This window comes from Galbibacter pacificus, from assembly GCF_029603165.1.
Lineage (GTDB): Bacteria > Bacteroidota > Bacteroidia > Flavobacteriales > Flavobacteriaceae > Galbibacter > Galbibacter pacificus.
In genome coordinates, this window is the sequence record NZ_JAQSVC010000008.1 from 23,033 (window position 1) to 45,076 (window position 22,044).

Genomic DNA, 22,044 nt, shown 5'->3' on the forward strand with positions numbered 1-22,044 from the left:
GAATCTATCGAGTAGTCGGAGGTAGGTTTTACATGGTATAAAGTTCCAACCAGAATGTTAAAGCCGATAGACGTTCCGACTACTTTTTTTATTCAAAAGGTATCATTACAAGCCGTTTTTTAACATTTTAAAATGTTGTATGCTCAGATAAAGGCCCAGAGTTGTTAAAAGAACATTGCTTTTCTGAAACCTATAAAAGAATTACGGCATATTTGTTGCATGCTTTTAGAGCGAAATAATAAGTAGAAATGGGAGTATAGCCATTCCGGAAAATACCCTTATCAACTTTATTGGTCCGGATGATAATTAAAGTGTTATCAATCTTATCTTTAGAAGATATAAAACTTGTAATATTCCCATTATAATTCCCGAGGGGTAAGCAATAATAAAAGCCCTCTATTAGTCAGCAACCTTTCCGGGCTTTCGATTTTCTTTTCCTTCAACCTTAGTCAGGGCATCTCCGAGCTCAGCACGTTTCTTATCGGCTAATTCCATCATTTTCCTAACCACTTCCGGATGCTGTTCAATTACATTTTTTCTTTCAATGGAATCGGTTGCCAAATTGTAGAGTTCCATGTCCATATCTATATATCTGTATTCACCCGGCAACCCATCTTTTCCTGGCTCCTGACCGTCCATCGTTCGGTAACGGTGCGGAAAATACAGCTTCCAGTTTTTGTAGCGGATGCCATGTAGCTCATTCACCCGGTAATAAAAATAAAATGCCTCATGGGGTGATTCATTGGTTTTTCCGGTAAGAATGCTCCATATATTCTTCCCGTCTATTTTGTTTTTTGGAATCGGACTTTTGGTAACCGCCGCTATGGTCGGCAATACATCAATGGCCATAACAGGTGTTCCTATCACCTTGTTTTTAGGCAACCTCCCTGGAAAACGGGCAATAAATGGTTCACGTTGCCCGCCTTCCCAAGCGGTTCCTTTTCCTTCCCTAAAGGGGTCGGCAGAACCGGCATGATTTCCATACGAAAGCCATGGGCCGTTATCCGATGTGAAAATAACCAGCGTATTTTTATCAATTCCTTCGTTTTTAAGCGTTTTTAGTATTTCGCCAACGCTCCAGTCGATTTCCATAATAACATCGCCGTAAAGTCCTCTTTTCGATTTCCCCTTGAATTTATCAGAAACGAATAAAGGAACATGGGGCTGCGGATGTGCAACATATAAAAAGAACGGTTTTTCTTTGTTTTTCTCAATGAATCCTACTGCCCGTTCCGTAATTTGCGTGGTTAATTGCGATTGGTCATCGAGTGTATCAATAATTTTTTCATTGTGGTACAGCGGAAGCGGATCGAAATTAAAAACAGTCCCCTGCTGTGGATGGTGTGGCCACATATCGTTGGAATACGGAATACCGAAATATTCATCAAAGCCTTGCTTGTTTGGCATAAACTGCGGCGCATCGCCCAAATGCCATTTGCCAAAAATAGCCGTATGGTATCCCTGCGCTTTTAACATTTCTGCCATGGTGGTTTCTTCTGGATTCAATCCAATTTTTGAATTGGGCATCAGTGCTTGGTGGATTCCAATCCTGTTGGAATAGCACCCGGTTAGCAAACTGGCCCTGGAAGCCGAACAAACCGCCTGTGTGGCATAAAAACTGGTGAGCTTTACGCCTTCTTTTGCCATTTGGTCCAAATTGGGCGTCTCTATGTCCGGGGAACCAAATGCCCCAACATCTTCATACCCTTGGTCATCAGTAAAAATAATCACGACATTGGGCTGCGTTGGGGTTTCGATTTTTTCTTTTTCTTCTGATTTTTTTGGTTGGCAGGAAACTATCAAAAAAAATGACAGCACAAACCATAAGTTGGAGGTGTTTTGGAGTGTTTTCATATACCAAATATAATGAATTGCTGGATTGTGGAATTTTAATGTCTTTATCGAATTTCGACGATACGAATTTATTGAAAGGGAAGGATTCCGATAAAGGTTAAAGGGATTAGCGGGCAGGGGTCAGTTGAAACTTTTAACAAACCTTTTGCCCTTGGCTTATTGATTTATCCTTTAACTATGTAGCTGAAAACTGAATGCCAAAAATTACCGCATCATACAGCGGCAATTGCTGATTCCCTGAAAGATATCGATTCCAACGGTTACCATGTGCGTTCCCGTGCTGTATGCCTGGATTTCGTTTAGGATGAGCTGGTATGAATACGCAAAGTAAAAACTTCCCTTTTTCATCCCCACCATGGGACCAACATTTAACGGGTCGAAGAATTGATCATTTAAGAAGCGGTAGCTAATCCCTGCCCAGTAATAATCTTCAAAATCCCAAAAACGAACTTTCATGTTCACATCGGTACTGGAACGGCCATCGCTTTCAAAGATTTGGTAAAAAACCGAAGGCTCCCATTCAAAATCCGACCGAATATTTTTCTTGTAGCGATATCCGGTATAAACGTAATAGTTCCTTAAAGTATTGGGCTCGTTTATCGCGAAAACATTTAAGTCTTTATTTAAAATATTAGATGCATTAAAACTGGCATAAAACCCACCGCTTCGGAACAATACTCCAACATCGAAGTTGTGATTTGTTGTTGAGCGGTTGTCTGTAATGCTTGGATCTCCCGTGTCTGGAACACCATCGCCGTCGGTGTCGAAATTGTTAATGTCCAGTCGGAATGAATTAACATTATACGAGATTCCGAAGGAAAGGAAACGGTCTTTTGCATCGTCCAGGGTAAGGTGGTGTGCAAAAGACAACCTAGCCCCAATTTGACGTGTGTTCCCATTTCTATCGTTATAAAACAAAGCCCCCACGCCTGATTTCTGACCCAAACGCACATCGCCAACCAATGTTTGGGTATCGGGTGCATCTTCGATACCCACCCATTGCGTGAGTGCATTTGCGCGTATTTTTACATAATCTCCAATACCGGCGTATACGGGGGAAATTACAAACTCGTTATCTGCCAGGTATTGTGTAAATGTTGGAAGTGTTAATTCCTGGGCCTTGGCAGAAAGCCCAACCGTTATTGCAATTATAAAAAGATACTTTCTCATCATTGTTTCTTTATCTATAAAGTGTAAAGTGACCTACAAATTCCCTATCGTCCTCATCCCCGTTCAGTTTTATAACATACCAGTAATCTCCTGTTGGCAATTGGGTTCCGTTGTAACGGCCATCCCATTCATCGCCTAAACGCAATTCGGCAACAACCCTACCATAGCGATCGTAAATCTTGGTAATTATATTTGGATACTGAATGGTGTTTTTTGGTGTCCAGGTATCGTTATTATTATCGCCGTCAGGCGTAAAGACATTGGGCACATCTACATCTACAAATTCCATTTCTATTTGTGCAATGCGTTCGCAACCATTGGCATCTATTACTTTAACTTCATAAACACCGCTCTGCCTGATTACATAAGTTGGATTGGTTCCGTTGGAAACGCCATCCACATAATATTCATAAGGCGGTGTCCCACCAGATGCTTCCATGGTAAACTCATTGATATTGCTCTGTCCAACGGCCATATTTAATGGCTCAATGGTGTCAACTGTAAAATCGACCGTGCGTTGACATCCGTAGTAAGAAACCGTAACAGTATGACTTCCGGGAGGAATGTTTGTGAATTTATTTTCAAACTGATCCGGGCCTCCGTCCATGCTATAAATTACATCGGTAAGTCCGTCTTGCGCCAAGATAATTTCCACCTCATTGGACGCCGAGTTGTCAATACATGTATAGGCTACCTGTGCTTGCGGGTCTAGGTTTACGGGAGCGTCCATAGTTACAATAACATTGGTTTGACAACCATTGGCATCCCTAACAAATACCACATAGGTTTCTCCGCCGGCTAGCCCGTCAAATGTTATTCTGTCCTGAACAAAAGCATTGTCATCCTGAGTGTTTATAGCGGTTGAATATGGTGCTGTTCCCCCTTCTATATTCAATTCAAAGCTTCCGGTTCCATCGCCAACGCAATACTCTTGATTTAAAATATCTGCTTTGGCAGCAATTGGGTTTGGTGCTACAATTTCCCTTTTGTATACATATGGATTACATCCTTTGGAATCCTGGGCGATAATGGTATAGGTTCCTGGTTCAAGATCTTCAAAAACATTTTTGCTCTGGAACTGATCCAGATTTGGAGAAATGGCATATTGATACTCGCCTGTCCCCCCTTCAAGCTCCAGTTCGATTCGGCCCAAGTCGTCTGAACACATTGGGTTGAACACAACAGGTTCTTTAGAGGTTAATGGCTGACCTTGCATAATTTCAACTCGTAATTGTTCCATACAATCCTCACTATCTACTTGTACATAGTATACCCCTGCAGGGAGGCTGTCAAAGGTGTTTTCTTCTTGTTGCGGACGTACCACTACATTTCCTGAAACATCCATTAAAGTATATAGGTAATTTCCTAATCCTCCGGTAACATCTACTTTAATATATCCGGTTGCTTCGTTATAACAGCTCACATCTGCAACAACAGTTGGAGTAATCTCAAGTGGACGAACCGGAGAGATTGTAACGCTATTTGAAATATTAGACATACATTGGTTTGCATCGCGTACATAATACTGGTGCTTTTCTTCTGAAGCAAGAGGGCCAGCAATGTCTATCCTAATGCTATTTCCACTCATTGTAGCCCATGGGCCATTAAGTGATTGACTGTATTCATATCCTGAGCCAGTTCCTCCATTTGCGGTCAATTCTATCGTTGCCCCAGTTGTACAAGTGTTACTTTTAACCAGCCTTAAAGCTGCTGTAACGGCTGTTGGTTCAGTAATGGAAGCCAGCAAAGGAACAGACTCGCAATCGTGATTGTCGGTAACAATTACGCTATAATCTCCGGCTGCCAAGTTGTTAAAAACGTTTGATAATTGTGGAGCAGATGTAGATACAATATTTCCACTTTCATCAAGTCGGTTTAAGACATATAAATATTCAACCGTTGCGTCAAAATCTGGTCTTCCACCAATAGTCCCAGTTACGGTAATGCTTCCAGTCTTATCACCTTCACAAAGCACATCAATAGAAGTTGAAGTTGCCGTAGCCGAAATAGGATCTGGTTGTGTTAATGTAATTGTTTCATATGCTTCACATCCTTCTGCATCTTTTACATAGATATCATATGTCCCTGCTACAATACCTGCAAATGTTTTACTTGTAGTGTATAGTGCCGGTGTTGGAACGGTTGCTGATGTAACAATAGCATATTGGTAATTGCCCCATCCACCGATAGCCTGTGCAACAATTTCTGCTTCGCTTGTAATACAACTTAAATCTTCTGCAATTGAAACCGTTATATCCAATGCTTTGGTTGGAGATTTAATAGTAACGGAATTCGTTGTTTCCGGACAATATGGTGTATCTGTCGCTGTAATTTCCACATAATAATTTCCTGCCGAAATTCCCGATGCCACAGCTTGACCTGGTGCTACCCCAACACCCGTGACCCCGGTTGATGTTCCATTACTACCGAACACTTCATATGTATAGTCTCCTGTATAATTAGCTACATCAATAATAATTTCTCCGGTGGCAGAGCCAAAACAACTTACAGGTGTGTTTGCCGTTGCCGTAGCAGAAATAAAATCATAAGGATTAACTGTATATGGTGCTGTAGTAAAATAACAACCTGTTACATTGTCTGTTACCTGGAATACATAATCTCCCGGTGCAGGTAAATCGAAATCTGCTGTTTGACCAGTTATAGATTGTGTAGGCCCGCTTGGTAATAGTGTTACATCAAAATCTCCTGATCCGCCAACTATTTCTACCTGGACTTCCTCAGGATTAATACAAGTAATAGCCGTAATTTGAGTTACTCCTACTGCATCAATTTTTGGCAATGTATTAATGCTTACATTATGTGTATCAAAACATCCATTAGCATCTTTTACATATAATGTATAGGTTTCATCGTTTCCGGTATCAACAACATCAAAAACATTAGTAGACCGATAATTTGTTCCGTCTATACTATATAAATAAGGAGCTGTTCCTGTTCCCGCTGTAATATTCACAGTAATTTGTCCTACGGCTAATGTATTATCAGGGTTGCATGCAAATTCTGTGGTAACCGATGCTGTAAAATCTAAGGCAAGCGGCTCTGCAATTTCAACCATTTCTTCATCGGAACAGCCCAATGCCGATCTTACCCTTACTGTATAGCTTCCGGGAGGAAGGTCTATGAACAAGCCACTAGTGTTGGAGTCGGAAACCGGTCCGCTCAATATATAAGTGTAAGGCGGATTTGTAGCTGTAGCCGAAGCAACTGTTGCTTTAATTGTACCATCATCTGCCCCTTCACAAGAAATATCTGTTTTCTTGGTAATCTTTATTTCCGGGATAACCGGAGCATCCAAACCTAACTTGATTGTATTATCACATCCTTCGCTATCTTCGACTGTAAAAATATAGGTTCCTAGTTGATCCAATCCGGTAAAAGAAGCAACGGTGCCATTGTTGGCGATCGAACCATCCGGATACGCTACACTATACGTATAGGTACCGGAACCGCCGGTAGCATTAATCGTAACAGCTCCGGCAACATTATTGTTAGTGGCATCGCAAGCTATTTCACTATCAATATCATAGGTTAATGCTATTTTTTCATACAAAGTAACCGAAGTAGGGAGTGTAATCGAACAATTCCAGGTATCAGAAATCGCTACTTGATAATTTCCAGCTCCCAATCCAGTAAACGTAGCTGTCATTCCCGTTTTTGGTGAACCGAAATCAGCTCCGTCTTTTATTAATTGGAATGTATACAATCCTCCTGAACCGCCGGTAACATTATCAACTGTAATTTCTCCGCTTAAACCATCGCAATTTGGTGTACTTGCCGAAATATTTCCGTCAAGAGGGGTTGGTTCAACAATAGCTTCCGAAGGTAGTTTAAGTGGACAGCCCTTTTGATCGATGACCCAAATCTCATATGTTCCGATTGCTAAATTTTCAAATCGAGGGTTGTCTGAATAATTAGTAATATCATTCTCATCTGGAATCGGTGTGGTATCCACATAATATTTATAACCACCCCATCCACCAGATACATTGGTAATTTCAATTACACCATCATCACCATCACAAGTTTTTGGTGTAACGCTAGTAGTTGCCGTTAATGCAGCCGGTGGCGTGGCAATGGTAAAGTCTCTGGTTTGCGAACAATATGGGGCATTATCTTGAACAACCTCTGCTGTATATGCTCCTGCATTAAATAAATCTATTGTAAGAGCTGCATTTGATGCTCCTGAAACTGATTTTATGGCTGTAGTAATATCACCAACCGTTCCTGTTGAATCATAAATGTAAACAAATACAGTGCCTGAGTATGTTGAATCTACCAATTCTACCGTGATTTCTCCCGTAGCCGAGCCAAAACAAACAGCACTTGAAACTATATCTAAATCGATATCGAATGTGTTTGGATCGGTTAGTTCTTCGGTTGTGTTTAATTCACATCCTGTACCTGTATTGATTACTTTTATTTGATAATTCCCCACATCTAGGTTTTCGAAAGTATGAGTGGTCGTATTCCCTGTATAACCTTCGGAAGCTATTATATTTCCGGCATCGTCATAAATCTCAAAAGTCAATATTTCTGTGCCCAATCCTAATGCCAATGTAGCGTCTACGGTAATTTCTCCATCACCTCCGTTACAAGTTGGGTTGATTGGTGTGGTAGCTAATTTTTCTAGTTTATTGTACGGCAGCACATCCACATTATCAGAAATAGGACATCCTTTTTCATCATACACATTTACAACTACGTTTCCTCCTGCAATATTTGAAATGTTAAACACTGATTCTTCGCTTTTTTGCGTAATATCATCACTCGTATCCCCCGGTGTCCCGTTATTATACACAAATTCATAGATATAGTCCCCTGTTCCACCTGTAACCCCGCTAGCAGTTACAGTCGCTATATTCATGGTATTGCTACCACTCGTACATGCAAATTGCGTTACCGATATCCCTAAATTATTCAATCTTTCGGGTTGGTAAATGGTTTCGGTAATGGTTTCGGTACATTCATTGTCCAAATTACCCGTGACTTGCACAGTATATTCCAATCCGGTTTCTAAGCCTGCTAGCCCTGTAAATGTGGCCGTATAACTATCTGCCGAAGTTGGTGCCAACGACAATGGGTTTGTTATTCCCGAAGCGGCATCATATGATTGAATAATTTCAAATGTAAAAGGCCCTATGCCATTATCTAATGCCGACACTGTAATGGTTCCGTTATCATTCCCGTTACAATCTACATCGGTTTTCCCTTGAATGGATGGCTCTGGAACTATTTTTTCCGGCACATCAACTTCTACAGGAACCGAGCAACCTGTTGCGACATCGTTTACGGTTATGGTATACCTTCCAGGAACATTTGCTTCGGCAAAAGTCCAAGGGTTTGTTCCAATGGCCCCATTTGTTACGGGATTACTAAACCCTGTAGGGCCAGCAATTGTATATGTAATGTTTGCTACTGTAGCAGAAGAGCCTCCGCTTACTTCAAAAGTCAATTCTGCATCTTCGTCGCCAAGTTGACAATCTAAATTTTCGCTTACCTTAGCTTTCAACTCAAGTGGTTCAAAGATGTCTACGGATGTACTGTGCGTACCAATACACCCATTGGTGTCTTTTACCCAAATGTCATAATTTCCGGTAGCAACATTCGTGAATACATTTTCATTAATTGCTTGGTATGTTGCACCGCCATCAATGGAATAATAATAGTCTGTAGTTTCTCCTGTTACATTTATGGTAATGGTTGAGTCTCCTTCGCAATTATCTACAACTACGGAATTTACAACCGGTGGCTGAGAAATAGTTAAGGTTGCCGTTCCTAAGAAATTTGAACATTCAAATTGGTCTATTACATTAACATCGACTGTTATGGTGCCCACTGCTGGGTCTAATATATCATCTATCGAAACTTCCATTGGATTATTGGTGGTTCTAATTTCATCAGAAGTATCATTAACACCATCTCCATTGGTATCAAAATCGGTACTTGTAAGAACATAAGTATATGTTCCGCCTCCGCCAGCAATGTCAGACACCTTTATTAATCCAGGTGTTTCGCAAGCAATGTCTCTTATTTTGGCAGGAGTCCCGGTAATTGGATCTTGTTCTTCAATAAGAATGTTTTCAGTGGCACCATAGCAACTATCGGCACCGCCAGCATCTACTTGAGTAACTTCTATATAATATTCACCGGGTGCTAATCCCGTTACTTCTATTTCTTGAGGTGATGCAAATGGTACTATCCCCCCGCTGGTTGAAATTATATTTTTATCAATATCAAATAATTCCCAACGCATTCTATTTTCTACTGTTCCATCTGTATCGGTAACCGTAAATGTAATTTCAGCATCATTACTTCCAGTACATGCAGGCTCATAAGCATACGTAATCTCCATTGGTAGGGTTACCAAATCGTTCACGTTTTTACTACTTTGGCGCACGCAACCGGCATCATCCCTCACGTAAAATACATACGTTCTTCCCGGAACCAAGCCAGTAAATAGATGATTCCCGTTTGTTGCTGGTGTTGTCCATGAGGCCGTAGCCGGATCAAAAGTTGTCGGCGTTTCAGTATACGTATATTGATAAGGAGGATTTCCTTGCGTTCCTTGTACATCTACTTGCAGCTCATTACAATTAACCACGATAGCAGAAATGGTAATATTTAAATCGTCTAACGGATAAGGAATAATATACCTTGGGAAGTCGGTTTTACAAACGGTATCACCAGAGCCATCCACTGTACGAATTGATGGATACACAATATCTCCGGATTGAAAACCTGCACCAGTAAATTGTGGGGAAGATTGCCATGTAAGCCCCCCATCGGCACTAAATTCTACTGTGCCTAGGGTTGAAGTTACGTTTTGAAACTCGAACCCATAATCATCTGGATTAGCACTTACACAATTTGCAGGTAATATTGGTTCTATATCGGCAGTTAATTCATCTGGGTTTGTAATTGATGGTGTTTTAAAATCATCACACCCATAATTATCGGTTACGGTAACTGTATAATTTGCCGCAGGTAAATTATAGAATGTAGTGTTAGTCCCAGGAAAGTCATTTTTAGTAATTACATCAGTTGTTCCATCGTTAATTACAATGTCATACGGTCCTACGCCTCCAGAAATATCAACCTTAATTGCTCCTTTTTCGTCATGACATTGTGGTTGTGTAGGAGTAGCTGTTATACTAATAGCCCCAAATTCTTTTACCTCAACCATTTCCATATAATCACAATAAGGAGCAGTTCCGTTATTGTCTCTTACATATACATCGTAATCTCCAGCACTACCCGATGCAACTGGAAAACTATTAGACGGCCCAAAATCTGAGTCTGCAACCGTGTTCCCGCTTGGAATAAAGGCGTATTGATAGCTTCCTGACCCTCCCGATGCTGTTACGTCTATAGAGCCGGAATTACAAGCAATGGCCGTTGGTTTAACAACCGCTTTTAATTCCTGACCGATAATAACCCCTGTTAAAGACAAACTACATCCATAACCGTCTTTTAGAACAATATCATAAGACCCCGGGGTTAATCCTGTAAACCTATGGTGGGTATCATCCACGTTTAAGTCGACAAAAACACCACCATTTAAACTTATTCGATAGTTGTCGTTTCCGGCTGTTACTTCAACATCTATATACCCATTATTATCGCCTGCATAACAAGGAATAGGCGTAGCTGTAAACGCAATTGTTTCTGGGCTGGTCACCGATACCGTATTTGAAACGGCATCGCATAATTTACTGTCTCTAGCTCTTACCACATAATCGCCTATTGGCAAATTGCTAAAGATCCTGTTATCTCCATTCGTAGCAAAACCATATCCTGCAATTGGGTTTCCAATAGTATCTTCCAATTGATATTCATATCCCGGAGTTCCTCCTGTGGCTATTGTTGCAGTAATCGTGGCTGTTGCTATATTACAGGTAATTTCTGATGTTATCTGTGCGGTAACCGCTACAGGATCTGGTTGCGAAATTGTAACCGGTAAATCTACATTACATGCAAGAGCAGGCGTAGCACTTTTATTGTCTATATCGCGTATTGATAATGTATATGTGCCCACTCCTAATCCTAAAGAGATTGTTTCCGTTGTGTTTGTAGAGCTTCCTAAAACAGTGGTAAAATTATCTATACTATATTCATAGCCTCCAGCTCCAAAATTACTAACACTAATGGTAATTTTACTATCGTTATCACTATTACATGTTACATCGGTTGTGTTTACTATTTCTGCCGTAAATTTGTGGCCGTCTTCAACAATAACTTGTATGTCTTTACTAAGCGGACATTTTTGAGGTATTTGAGTAACCAATATATCATCAATAGCTAAATCATTACCATCTTCTACTGTTGAATTGGTTCTAACTACCAAGTCCAATTCTGTATGACCGTTCGGGTTTAAATCGATAATAGACTGTTCCCATTGCTCTGATTTAGGAATAACTCCCGTTAAGTCTTGAGCAATTACAGCATCATTGCTTGGGTCTACCAATTGAATTACAATATTAGGATCTCCTTTATTGGGGTCCGAAGAGGCTTCCATTAGGTTTTGTCCCCAAATAGATACTTGCACATCCTGATTTGGAAGGAACTCTTTTATTGGTTTTCTATAAATAACACCGCCCATTCCCGCTACACCACCAATATTAATGGCTAAAAACCGACCATTGGTGTTTCCTGTGTGATCTACAACGTCTACCCAATCCCCAAAGTCTTGGGCTATTTCTTGGGTTACAGAATATTCCCCATCATTTATTCTGGTATCGCTAATATCTCCCGGATCGCCACAGTTACCTCCCGGCATTTGATCTTCATAACAATAAACAGACGCATCAATACTTGGAATACTGGTATTAGGGCCAGCTCCAAAATCTTCTTCTAATAAAACACTTGGCGTGGCCGGTAAATTACTTATATAGTTAACAGTTATATTATGAGTTCCTGGTACCACTCCGATAAATTCATTTTCCGTTTGTTCGGTTCCGCCATTTAATTGATAAGTATAATCATATGTTGAAGGTGATGCCTTTACCGTAATATTTCCTGTGCCATCGCAATTATACGCAACTGATGCGCCCAATTCCGGATCTTCCGGTCCTTCTTCAACAGTAATAGGCATGGGGCCAAAAATACATCCGCTAGCATCTTTTATATATAATTCGTAACTACCAGGCATTAAGTTTCGAGTAGCTGAAGAACCATAACTTGAGCCGCCATCAAAACTGTATTCATACGGCTTCGTTCCTCCCTGCGCATTGGTAATTCTAACATCGGCACCAACTCCGGGATTACATTCCACTAAAGCCGCCACATTTGCCGATGCTGTTAATGCTTGTGGTTGAGCAATTGTATAAAACAATGTTTTTTGACACCCCCTAGCGTCTTTAATTACAATATTATAATTGCCTGCAATGAGGTTGTTAAACTCATTTAATAGCTGGAATGTAACACCATTATCAATAGAATATGTATAACCTCCTGAGCCGCCTCCCGCTGTAATGGTTAAGGTTGATGTGGTGCCATTACACAAAATATCAGTATTTGAAGCCGATACAGTTAAAGTCGGATCTGCTGTAATGGTAATATCGTATTTAGCTTCGCAATAACCTGCTCCTCCTGCATGATCTCTTACATAAACATCATAATCTCCTGCTGAAGTAACACTTATTGGGGTTGTTGTTGAAAAACCAGTTGGTGTACCTCCAGTTGCTACAATTGCATATACATAATTTCCATCGCCTCCAGTAGCTGTTATGGTAACGTCTGTTGAAGTATTACACGCAGAAATAGGGCTGGCCGAAGCAGTTACTTCCAATTCTGGGTTAACTGTAATGGTTTCCGTGTCGGTACAATTCTTTTCATCTGTAACAGTAACGGTATATGTGCCAGGGCCAAGCTCATCAAAAAACCCTATAGTATTAGTTCTTCCACCGTTTAACGTATAACTCAATGTTCCGGCTCCTGTTCCTGGAGTGACTGTAGCTGTTATGGTTAATCCTACAGCGTCGTCATAACATAAATTATTCGCTGAAAGATTCAATTCTGGTGCAATAGCTGGATCAATAGTAATTGTAGTTGATGTAATATCACATTCATTTGCATCTGAAACCTGAATGGTATAATCTCCTGCAGCCAGCCCTGAAAATGAACCTGTTCCATTGCTTTTTATTAAATTATTAGAACTATCATACAGTTCGTATGTATAGCTTCCCCAGCCACCGGAAGCAGTTATGGTTACCGCTCCAAGGTTTGTTCCCGAAGGAGAGCAACTTTCGTGTGTAATATCGGGGGTGCCCAATGCCAATGGAGATACCGGTTCTTCCACCTCAACATTATCGGTATCGGTACACTTTGTGGTGTTGTCTGTAACAGTAATAGTATAGTTTCCGGCCGGTAGTCCTGTTATATCAATAGTGTTGTTTGTTTCATTGCTACTACCATCCACAGTGGTTCCTCCTTCGTTGGTAATATCATAACTATAATCTCCTGTAAAACCACTTACGTTAAACCTAATTTCGCCATTGGTGCCTGTTACACAGCTAACATCGCTTATTAATTGCCCATTAACTCCAATTGGTGTAATGGGCGAAATGGTTAAATTTTCATCATAAAAGCAGCCCTTTTCATCCGTTACCCTAAAAGTATAAGTAGCACCTACAGGTATATTTTCAAAAGTATTATTAGTCTCATTATCTACAATAGCACTTGCCGGCGCAATGATTTCATAATTAATTGTTCCAAAACCTCCTGTAACCGAAAGACTAACATTGGAGGTTTGTGCCGGACATTGTGGTGCACTTGAAGTAAAATCAATATTAGTTGGTGGTGTTAATGAATCGATTGTAATATCATCTAATTCTCGAATACAATCCAAATTGTTTATATCTCTGTATCTAGGTGTATATGTACCTGCTGTTAAGTCACCAAAAACAGGATTATCTTGCCAGTTAATGCCGTCTATTGAATATTCAAAGGTTCCAGAACCTCCGGTGGCATTGCTAAATGTAATTTCACCATCATGATCACAAGTATAATCTTGGGTAAGATCGGCAGCAGCAGAAATTTGCACTCCGGGGGCTATTGTAATGTCTCTGGTATAATCACATGTTACATTTCCCTTGGTAGCTCTTACAGTAATAGTATAATTATCTGCCGTCAAATCATTAAATATGTTTGTTCCGGAAAAAGTAACTCCATCTATACTATATGATATGTTATAACCATGGGCATTGTTTAAAGTAACTGTAATGCTACCATCTTCTGCACCGAAACAAGTTTCATCAGCCTTATCTACTGAAAATTCTGCTTTGGGCTCAAGAACAACAACAACTTCATTTGAAAATGCATTACAATTGTTGCTATCGGTAACCAAAAATGTGTAGATTCCTTCACTTCCCTCTGCAATTGGAAATTGATTTGTTGGTGTGTTTTCGTTATAAGCTGATCCAGGTACTTCTGAAATATCTGAATAGCTTATAGCGGGTGCTGTTGCAGTTCCTGATGGAGAATAACTCCAAATTGCATATGAATATGTAGGCGATCCTCCTTCAACACTAAGTGTAACCAGCCCATCATCACAATTAATATTTGCTGTTACATCTGCATGCAATATTAATTCTTCAGCCTCTTCAATTGTGTAAGGTTCATCAAAATTACATCCATCAACTGTTGTTACTTCTATAGTATAATTCCCCGGATCTACTCCTTCAAATTCATGATGATTGTCGTCTGATGTATCCTCTTGATCTACTACAGATCCTGTATCATCTCTTAAAACATAAGTATACCATGCTCTTGCATCATCAACATTGACTACAAAAGAGCCTTTACTATCTTTACAATTAGGATTATTTGTAGTTACATCAACAGAAAAATTTCTGTTGGCAATAACTACATTTTCAAATTTGAATAAACACGGTTCTCTATCACCGTCTTCTATATCAATATTAACCTGGCGGATATATACGTTGTATGTTCCTGCTGTTTCAACTTCAAAAGAAGGATCGTTTTGCCATGCAGCAGTATTGGGATTAAAAGTAGTTGAAGCTAATGCAATGGCATATTCGTAACCATTTCCTACACCAGAGATATCGATGCTCCCTTTGGTATCGCAAATAATATCTTCGGTTGAAATTGTTGGATCTACTGAATTTTCATAGGCTTTAAAATAAAATCGGTTGAAACAGTTGTTTTGGTAACGAACTTCCAAGCGGTATTCGCCCGGTCCTGCCAATTCATATTGGTCACCGGTTCCTATATCATTCCATGTACATGAATTATCTTTTGTAGGGCAATCATCTTCAGTGGAAGTAGCCGAACAACTTTCGTCTAACTTTTGCCAAACCAACGCTATGGCATCGGGAAAACTAACATTGAGCATCCGGTCATCATTAGTTCCACACAAGAAAAATTTTGGCAATAGTGTTCCGTCGTTAGGACAGGTAACTACTTGATCGGCCACTGATGCAAACGGACTTGTTAAGTCGTTGCTTCTCGGAACTACTGTAATAAACTCATCGTAATCCTTACATGGTTCGGTTATTTTCTTTTCCACCTTATACGTTCCATAATTGGTGGCCGTATATGTTTGGCCGGTAGCACCTTCAATAACTCCGGTTAATGCTCTATAGCTTCCGTCGGGATTTTGAAAAAACCATTGGTATGTATCGTAATTTGCTCCTGCTATTAATTCTACAGAATCTCCACAAATAGCGATTTCCCTTTCGAAGTTACATTCGTCCAGATTTGGCAAGAAGTTGGTTGAACCCGGAATCCCGAAATTGCATGTATCAAAGCCGGAAACACTAGGGTCGTCAGAAATTAAATTATCGTTCAAGACCCCTTGGTATGTTGCAAAAGCCTGGTTTTGAATTATATTGGAGCATGCATCCCGTAATTTATCGCAATCTTCCTGTACACGAACATTAATTTTAATAGTGTAATCTTCTCGTGGAACTTCTACATAAATATCGGGAATGGTAAAAATCAATTCGTTTGTGGTATAGTCGTGCGTATAAGTAATTTGTTGACCGGATATAGAGGGGGGTAATTGTGCGCTTATAAAATCTACATTCACCGGAAGTATATCTTTAATAGAAAAATTAGTTCCGTTGTCATTCCCTATGTTGTCAAAGCTAAGTGTATATTGAATTTCTTGTCCTAAAGCTACTTCTTGACCCTGAATATCGTTTCCGTCGGTATCAAAAACCCCTTTTGCCAATTGCATATCCGGCTCTATAACCTCTACAGAAAAAGAACTAAAGAAAATATCGTACTTATCTTGCGTTGAGCTTGCACGGAGAACTGCTCCGGTTTCATCGTTTGGTATTACCGAATTGTTAGGATTGTTTATTGAGAACAAGTCAACGTCCCATCCTAATGTGTTAATACTATTTGGTGTTCTTGTGGTTACAATATTATCTTCAATGGTAATATTACTGTTGAAAAAATTATTGCTTGGGTTGGTTGTATTTCCCAAGGTAGTAAAAGCACTATTGCTGTTTGCCTTTATAGACAGTTTATCTCCTGTAATTCTATTATCTCCTTCTAAGGTAGCAACGGCCATTTTAGCATTTACAGGAAACGGTGGCGGAAGCGTAATAAAACCATTATATGGAATGTCTACGCTTTCTCCACTTTTTACACCAGCATAACCATCAAAAGTAGTGATATATTTTCCTGGTAGCGTTGGGTTTTCATAAACTACGACCATGGTCCATCCTGCTGAAATACCTCCGGTAATATCGTCTCCGGAACTAGCCCTAACATTGGCAACAAAATATTCCCCATCTGGATTTCCCAAAGCACTTATAATCGAAGTAACATCTTTATAGCAGGCATACGGGCTATAATTTCCAAAATCTGAATCGTTATAACCATCAAACAAGATCTCATCCGCTGTTAAGTTTTGGTATGCACCGCCTGGCGTTTTAAACTTTACCCGATTAAAATCGCTTCTATTGCTTTCTTTATAGACTGCCGACCAATATAACCCTGCATAGACAATACGGCTACAGTTTGGGTCTGGTACAGATAAAATAGCACTACTCGAACTAAACGTTGATCCATCATTATCAATATCGATATATTGCATGTTGAGATCGTCGTTATAACTCGAACTACTTCCCGTTGCATCATACGGATCTTCCGGATCTCTATAGTTTGAATCTCTATTTACTATATTATTGGCAATAAATGTAAGTTCTCCTCTGATATTGTCTTGATACCTGACATCAAAGTTGTTTTTTACCTGCGCCGATAACGCAAAAATGCCTGCAAAGAATATGCATGCAATTAGTAAGTACGATTTTAGGGTAAAGTAGTTTTGTTTCATAGCTTTAAGTTTTGGGGACTTGTTACTATATATATTTTTTGTATGTCTAATATGCTTTATAAGTGCTTGCTAAGTGCTCTTCATGGGCATTATCCAAATATCCCTTTTGTAATTAATGTTTTCCCGGTAAGAGACCATGGCCTTTTGCCAACTTTCATATTTACTTATGTATACATATTTATAATTGTTTTTTGGGTTTATAAAGAATTTGGCATTGTAGCCTTCGCCTTTTAATTTTTTAATATACCGATCGGCATTTTCGTCTTCAGCAAATACATTGGCAATAATGTAATAGCCCTTTTTGGGCGCTGTCGTTTCATGGGGAATTTCTTGGGTGAGGGCTTCAGAATATCCATATTTATCAGACGCTAATATTCTTGCCACATACCTATCGGTACAATATGATACGCCGTTATTGCCATACGTGGCGTTGTTATTGTATGACGTACTGCTATGGGCAAATGCCTCTTGCTTAGTATCTCCATTATCTTTATGCACATTCTTGTTTGCATAAGCGGTATCTGTGTTTGAATAAGAGGCTGGGTTGTTGTTCCTAACATTTAGCAACCAGACATTGCCGTTATAGGTTTGGGCAAGGTCATCGTTGTAGGATTGTCTTGCCTGTTTTACATTGTCGTATCTTTTAATATAAACGTATTTAAGACCGTTCTTTTCGAAGTACCCGGCATCGATTCCCTGGGCATCCAATTGGTCTAAAAACTTATTTAAATAATCCTCCGTCTTGTATACGTTAGCAATCACGTAAGCCCCGTCTTCTACATTGGCTATGGTTGTTGTAGTCATCGATGCAGTTAATACTTTGCCGGAACTTACGCTTTGCTTGCCAACTGGTTTTGGGGAAACCCTATTGCTGTTGTTTCTCTTGTTATTGTTATTAGTAGCGTATGAATATTTGCTAGCGGGATTTAATTTGTTATACTCATTGGTATATTTTTTATCGGCTTCCTTATAGGCGTCTTCATCCATTTCTTTCATCATTGCCACCACATTCTCCTTTACTTGTTGTTGGTTGGGCGCCCCCTTATTATCGTTAATGTATTTTAGGATATAGGCAAACCTCTTATTGATATCGTTCTTTCTGGCTTCTTCCATGGAATCCTGCTTAAACATCATTTCATCAATAATCATGTTGTTTTCGGCTACCAGTTTTCTTAGCCGGGCAATTTCTGCATCTTTATCCGTTATGGTATCTTGTGTTTCTTCGTTTTCTACCATCAACAGGTTTTCGTCTTCTTCCAAATCTTCGAACACACGGTTTTCACTAAGCGTTGGTTGGAAGGAATAGGCAAAATTAATTTCGTGGGTTACCCCAAAGTTGGCCACGTCGTCTTCTATGCCTTTCTCAAAGGTATAGCCCAACGAAAGCCGTTTGGTAATGTTAAAACCAATACCAGCGGCAATGCCATAATAATCGTCGTACCCGGTTTGTAACCACCCAAGTTTGGGCAAATCTAAAATCAAGCTCCCGGACAGGTTTACATAGTCGTCGCCAACACGGCGTGCCCTTGTTAAGCCACTGAGCCTGGCATCTTCCATAATGCCCTGCCCATTTTGAAACCGTTTGGTATACATTAAGTGCCCGGTAAAGGTTTTATCGCCAAAATCGGTTAGTGACTCTCCATTGGTTATGTTGTAATCAAATGCGTTTTCGGCATATACACCAATGTCGAAATTTCCCAAAGAAAGGTTTATTCCCGGCTGAAAGGTCAACAAAGAACCGTCTTGAAGGTCGGCAATCAACGGGTCGTCTGGCTGTCCCGTATTTATATTGCCTTTATCAATGCCACTATTGTAATACGATAAATTGAAACCGAATGTAAGATTGCTTCGTTCTGCCAGCCTGATTCCATATGCGTAATTAGCGATAACACCAAAATTGGAAATGGTCCCGAATTTTTGATGGTAAATACTAAGCCCAAGCCCAGACCTATCGCTTATCCTTCCGGAATAGCTTGCCAAATAGGTTTGGTAATTGTCTTCAAAGCTTACCCATTGGTTTCTGTGATAAAAATTCAAATAAGAAAAATCTTCGTTTACCGTTGAAAAAGTCGGGTTGATCAAAAAGCGATCAAACTTCAAAAGGTTTTGTGCTGGGATCTCAATGGATACAACAGCCTCGTCTTCCTGCCCAAAAAGGGAGCAAGTACACAGCAGTAGGAGTAGGATTGAGAATAACCTGAGCTTCATTAGTTTATTTGATCACGGTAATGGTACCTTGTTTTAATGTTTCTTTTCCTTTGGTAATTTTGTAATAATATATGGGCGGCCTTCCTCCGGTATACATAATGCTGGACGACTCTGGCCAATTGTTTTGATAGGCCGATGCTCGGTATATTGGTGCTCCGGACTGCTCGTAAATGTTTACTGTAACGTCTTTTTGGTATGCATACGAGTTTGGTATGATCCACAAGTCGTTAAAGCCATCTCCATTGGGTGTTATAACGTTTGGAACTACGTAGCTCACTAAATTGGTAAACTTAACGGTATTTGTAGCTTGGCACTCCCCAACGGAAGCCAATAATGTATATTCGCCTTCTTCGGATAAAGTTACCGATGGCCCGTTGCTTATCAATTCGTTCTTGGTGTTAAACCACTGGTAAGCATCTCCTCCCGAAGCTGTAACCGTTTTTGTTTCCCCCTCGGGAACGGCTATGGTTTCTGGGGCATCAATGGTAACCATGGAAGCATCGAATGGATTAATCACAAATTCGTTTGATGCTACCGAACAGCCGTAGGCACTTACTTTTAATTGATACGTTCCTGAAAGGTTGGTAGCGAAATTCGGAGTATTCTCAGTAAGTTCAACATTGTTCCTATACCATGTGTATGTATATTTTTCGTCTGTAACGGTAGAAGTAATTTCAATCGTGTTACCGCTATCGCAAGCAACATTTCTGTTGCCTGTAATCTGAGGGGAAATATGCAAGCCTAATTTTACGTTAAACGCTTCAGAAGTAACCCTCTTGCCGTTTTCCATGGTAACAACCAAGGCATATTTGCCGTTGTTTTCCGGGCTTGAAACTTCAATGCTTTTGGATGCTTCTCCTGTTAAGGGATTTCCGTTATATACCCATTGGTATGAAAACCCGTTCCATGCAGACTGCGGAATGTTGTATACTTCTTCTGAAGTTGCATTGGCTTCTATTTTATCAAGAGATATGGTAACCGAGCTATTGTTGCAATCGCTATAATTTGAAGACGAAACATACGCCACATAATCTGAAGGCTCTACAATTGTAATGGCATCCGAAGTTTTACTGGCAATACATCCGTCGGTCTGCGAAACTTTTACGTAGTAGTCGCCGGGAACGCCCACAACAAGCTTGTCGGCACTTTCATCGGCCAATAGCTGGCCATTTCTATACCATTGGTAACTGGCCGAAACCGCCGTTGTTGAAGTTTGAAGTGTAAGCGTTTGCTGTGGCAAAAGCACCGTGCCGCCAAGCGCCTCAAGACTTAAATCAAAGCCTCCCGCCTCTATTTTCACCGTCGATGTTTTTTCTTTACAGCCACCGGGCTGTTCCAGTTCCACGTAGTAATCGCCGGCAAAACCGGGGTCGCTGCCATTTACCACCAGCGTGTTGCTGTGGTTTTTTTCAAGTAGCTCGCCGTCTTTGTACCAGCCATATGTCATGGATGGATCGTCCAAATCCGTGGTCAAGGTATATGTTTGGTCTTGGCAAAGCGATACTTTCTTAGCGCCTATCAATTCTGCGCCTAAGGAATTTTCAATATAAACCTCTACCAAGTTGGAAGCCGTTGATGTTGAGCAATAGCTTCCATAATCAATTTCGGCAAAGTAAATCCCAGGCTCGGTAACTTCAATGGAAGATTCGTGTTTTCCCGGTATCATTGCCATGTCTTTGTACCAATTGTACGAAGCTTCATTTGGGTAGTTGTCTACTTCCAGATAAACGGTAGCGGCCTCGCAAACCGATGCTTCTTCAAAATTGTTAACCACCAATGGCTCGGTTACATTGAGGTAGTAAGCGCCAAAGGGGTCACTGGCCGGGCTTGTCTTGGCTGGATTTGTGCTCCTTATACGTACTTTGTAGTTTTCACCACGCACGTCTTGGGGCATGTTGAACTCAACGTCAAAGTCGAATACCGTATTTTTGTCAGAAATGGTTGCAAGTGTTGTAGGGGAAGAAAAACTGCCGTTGGCATTGGAAAGTTCAAGCACGAATTTATTATCGGATTCCACAATTGGGTTGGGATCCCATTTAAATTCAACGGTAAAGCTATTGTAGTCTTTGGAAGCGCAAGCATCTGAAAATCCCAAGATGGGCTTTTTTAAATCTTGCGAATACACTGTAGCAACTCCTATGAGCATAGACAGTAGGCAAAGACGAATAGATTTTTGGTGTAAAGTTCTATTCATAGTTCATGGTTTATTTTGGGCAAACACAAAGTAACAACTTTCTGAAATAGAAAACCAAAGTTATTAGATTTTTTCAACAATTCTTACAAATTGTGGTGAAACGCCCGTTTTTATATGCCAAGAAGGTATTTCGTAAAGTTATTCACATTTTTAAGACAAAACATACTCATCGGTTTGTAAAAAAATAACCCAAAAACCTATGTTTTTATAGGATTTTAAAAATTTTACCTTCTGAAAAATCTCATAAAAAATTGTGTTAATAACTTAACCAAACCCCACTTTTTCCATTTTG

The 22,044-nt window shown here is 40.1% G+C and carries 5 protein-coding genes; all 5 read right to left on the reverse strand.

What is annotated here, in order from left to right:
- Positions 1 to 399: 399 nt before the first annotated feature.
- The 5 genes from PSF86_RS17430 to PSF86_RS17450 all read right to left on the reverse strand — a co-directional run bounded on the left by PSF86_RS17430 (position 400) and on the right by PSF86_RS17450 (position 21,752).
- Positions 400 to 1,854 carry a sulfatase family protein gene (locus PSF86_RS17430; protein WP_277901378.1) on the reverse strand — a complete coding sequence of 485 codons (1,455 nt, stop codon included), beginning with the start codon at positions 1,852 to 1,854 and terminating at the stop codon, positions 400 to 402.
- A gap of 204 nt (positions 1,855 to 2,058) precedes the next feature.
- Positions 2,059 to 3,027: a PorP/SprF family type IX secretion system membrane protein gene (locus PSF86_RS17435; RefSeq protein ID WP_493559039.1), complete on the reverse strand. Its 969-nt coding sequence runs from the start codon at positions 3,025 to 3,027 to the stop codon at positions 2,059 to 2,061.
- Between the two features lie 7 nt (positions 3,028 to 3,034).
- Positions 3,035 to 17,350: a T9SS type B sorting domain-containing protein gene (locus tag PSF86_RS17440; protein WP_277901380.1), complete on the reverse strand. Its 14,316-nt coding sequence runs from the start codon at positions 17,348 to 17,350 to the stop codon at positions 3,035 to 3,037.
- 69 nt (positions 17,351 to 17,419) lie between these two features.
- Complete coding sequence (locus PSF86_RS17445) at positions 17,420 to 19,558, reverse strand: PorP/SprF family type IX secretion system membrane protein (RefSeq protein WP_277901381.1); 2,139 nt, start codon at positions 19,556 to 19,558, stop codon at positions 17,420 to 17,422.
- A gap of 4 nt (positions 19,559 to 19,562) precedes the next feature.
- Positions 19,563 to 21,752 carry a T9SS type B sorting domain-containing protein gene (locus PSF86_RS17450; RefSeq protein WP_277901382.1) on the reverse strand — a complete coding sequence of 730 codons (2,190 nt, stop codon included), beginning with the start codon at positions 21,750 to 21,752 and terminating at the stop codon, positions 19,563 to 19,565.
- Positions 21,753 to 22,044 lie beyond the last annotated feature (292 nt).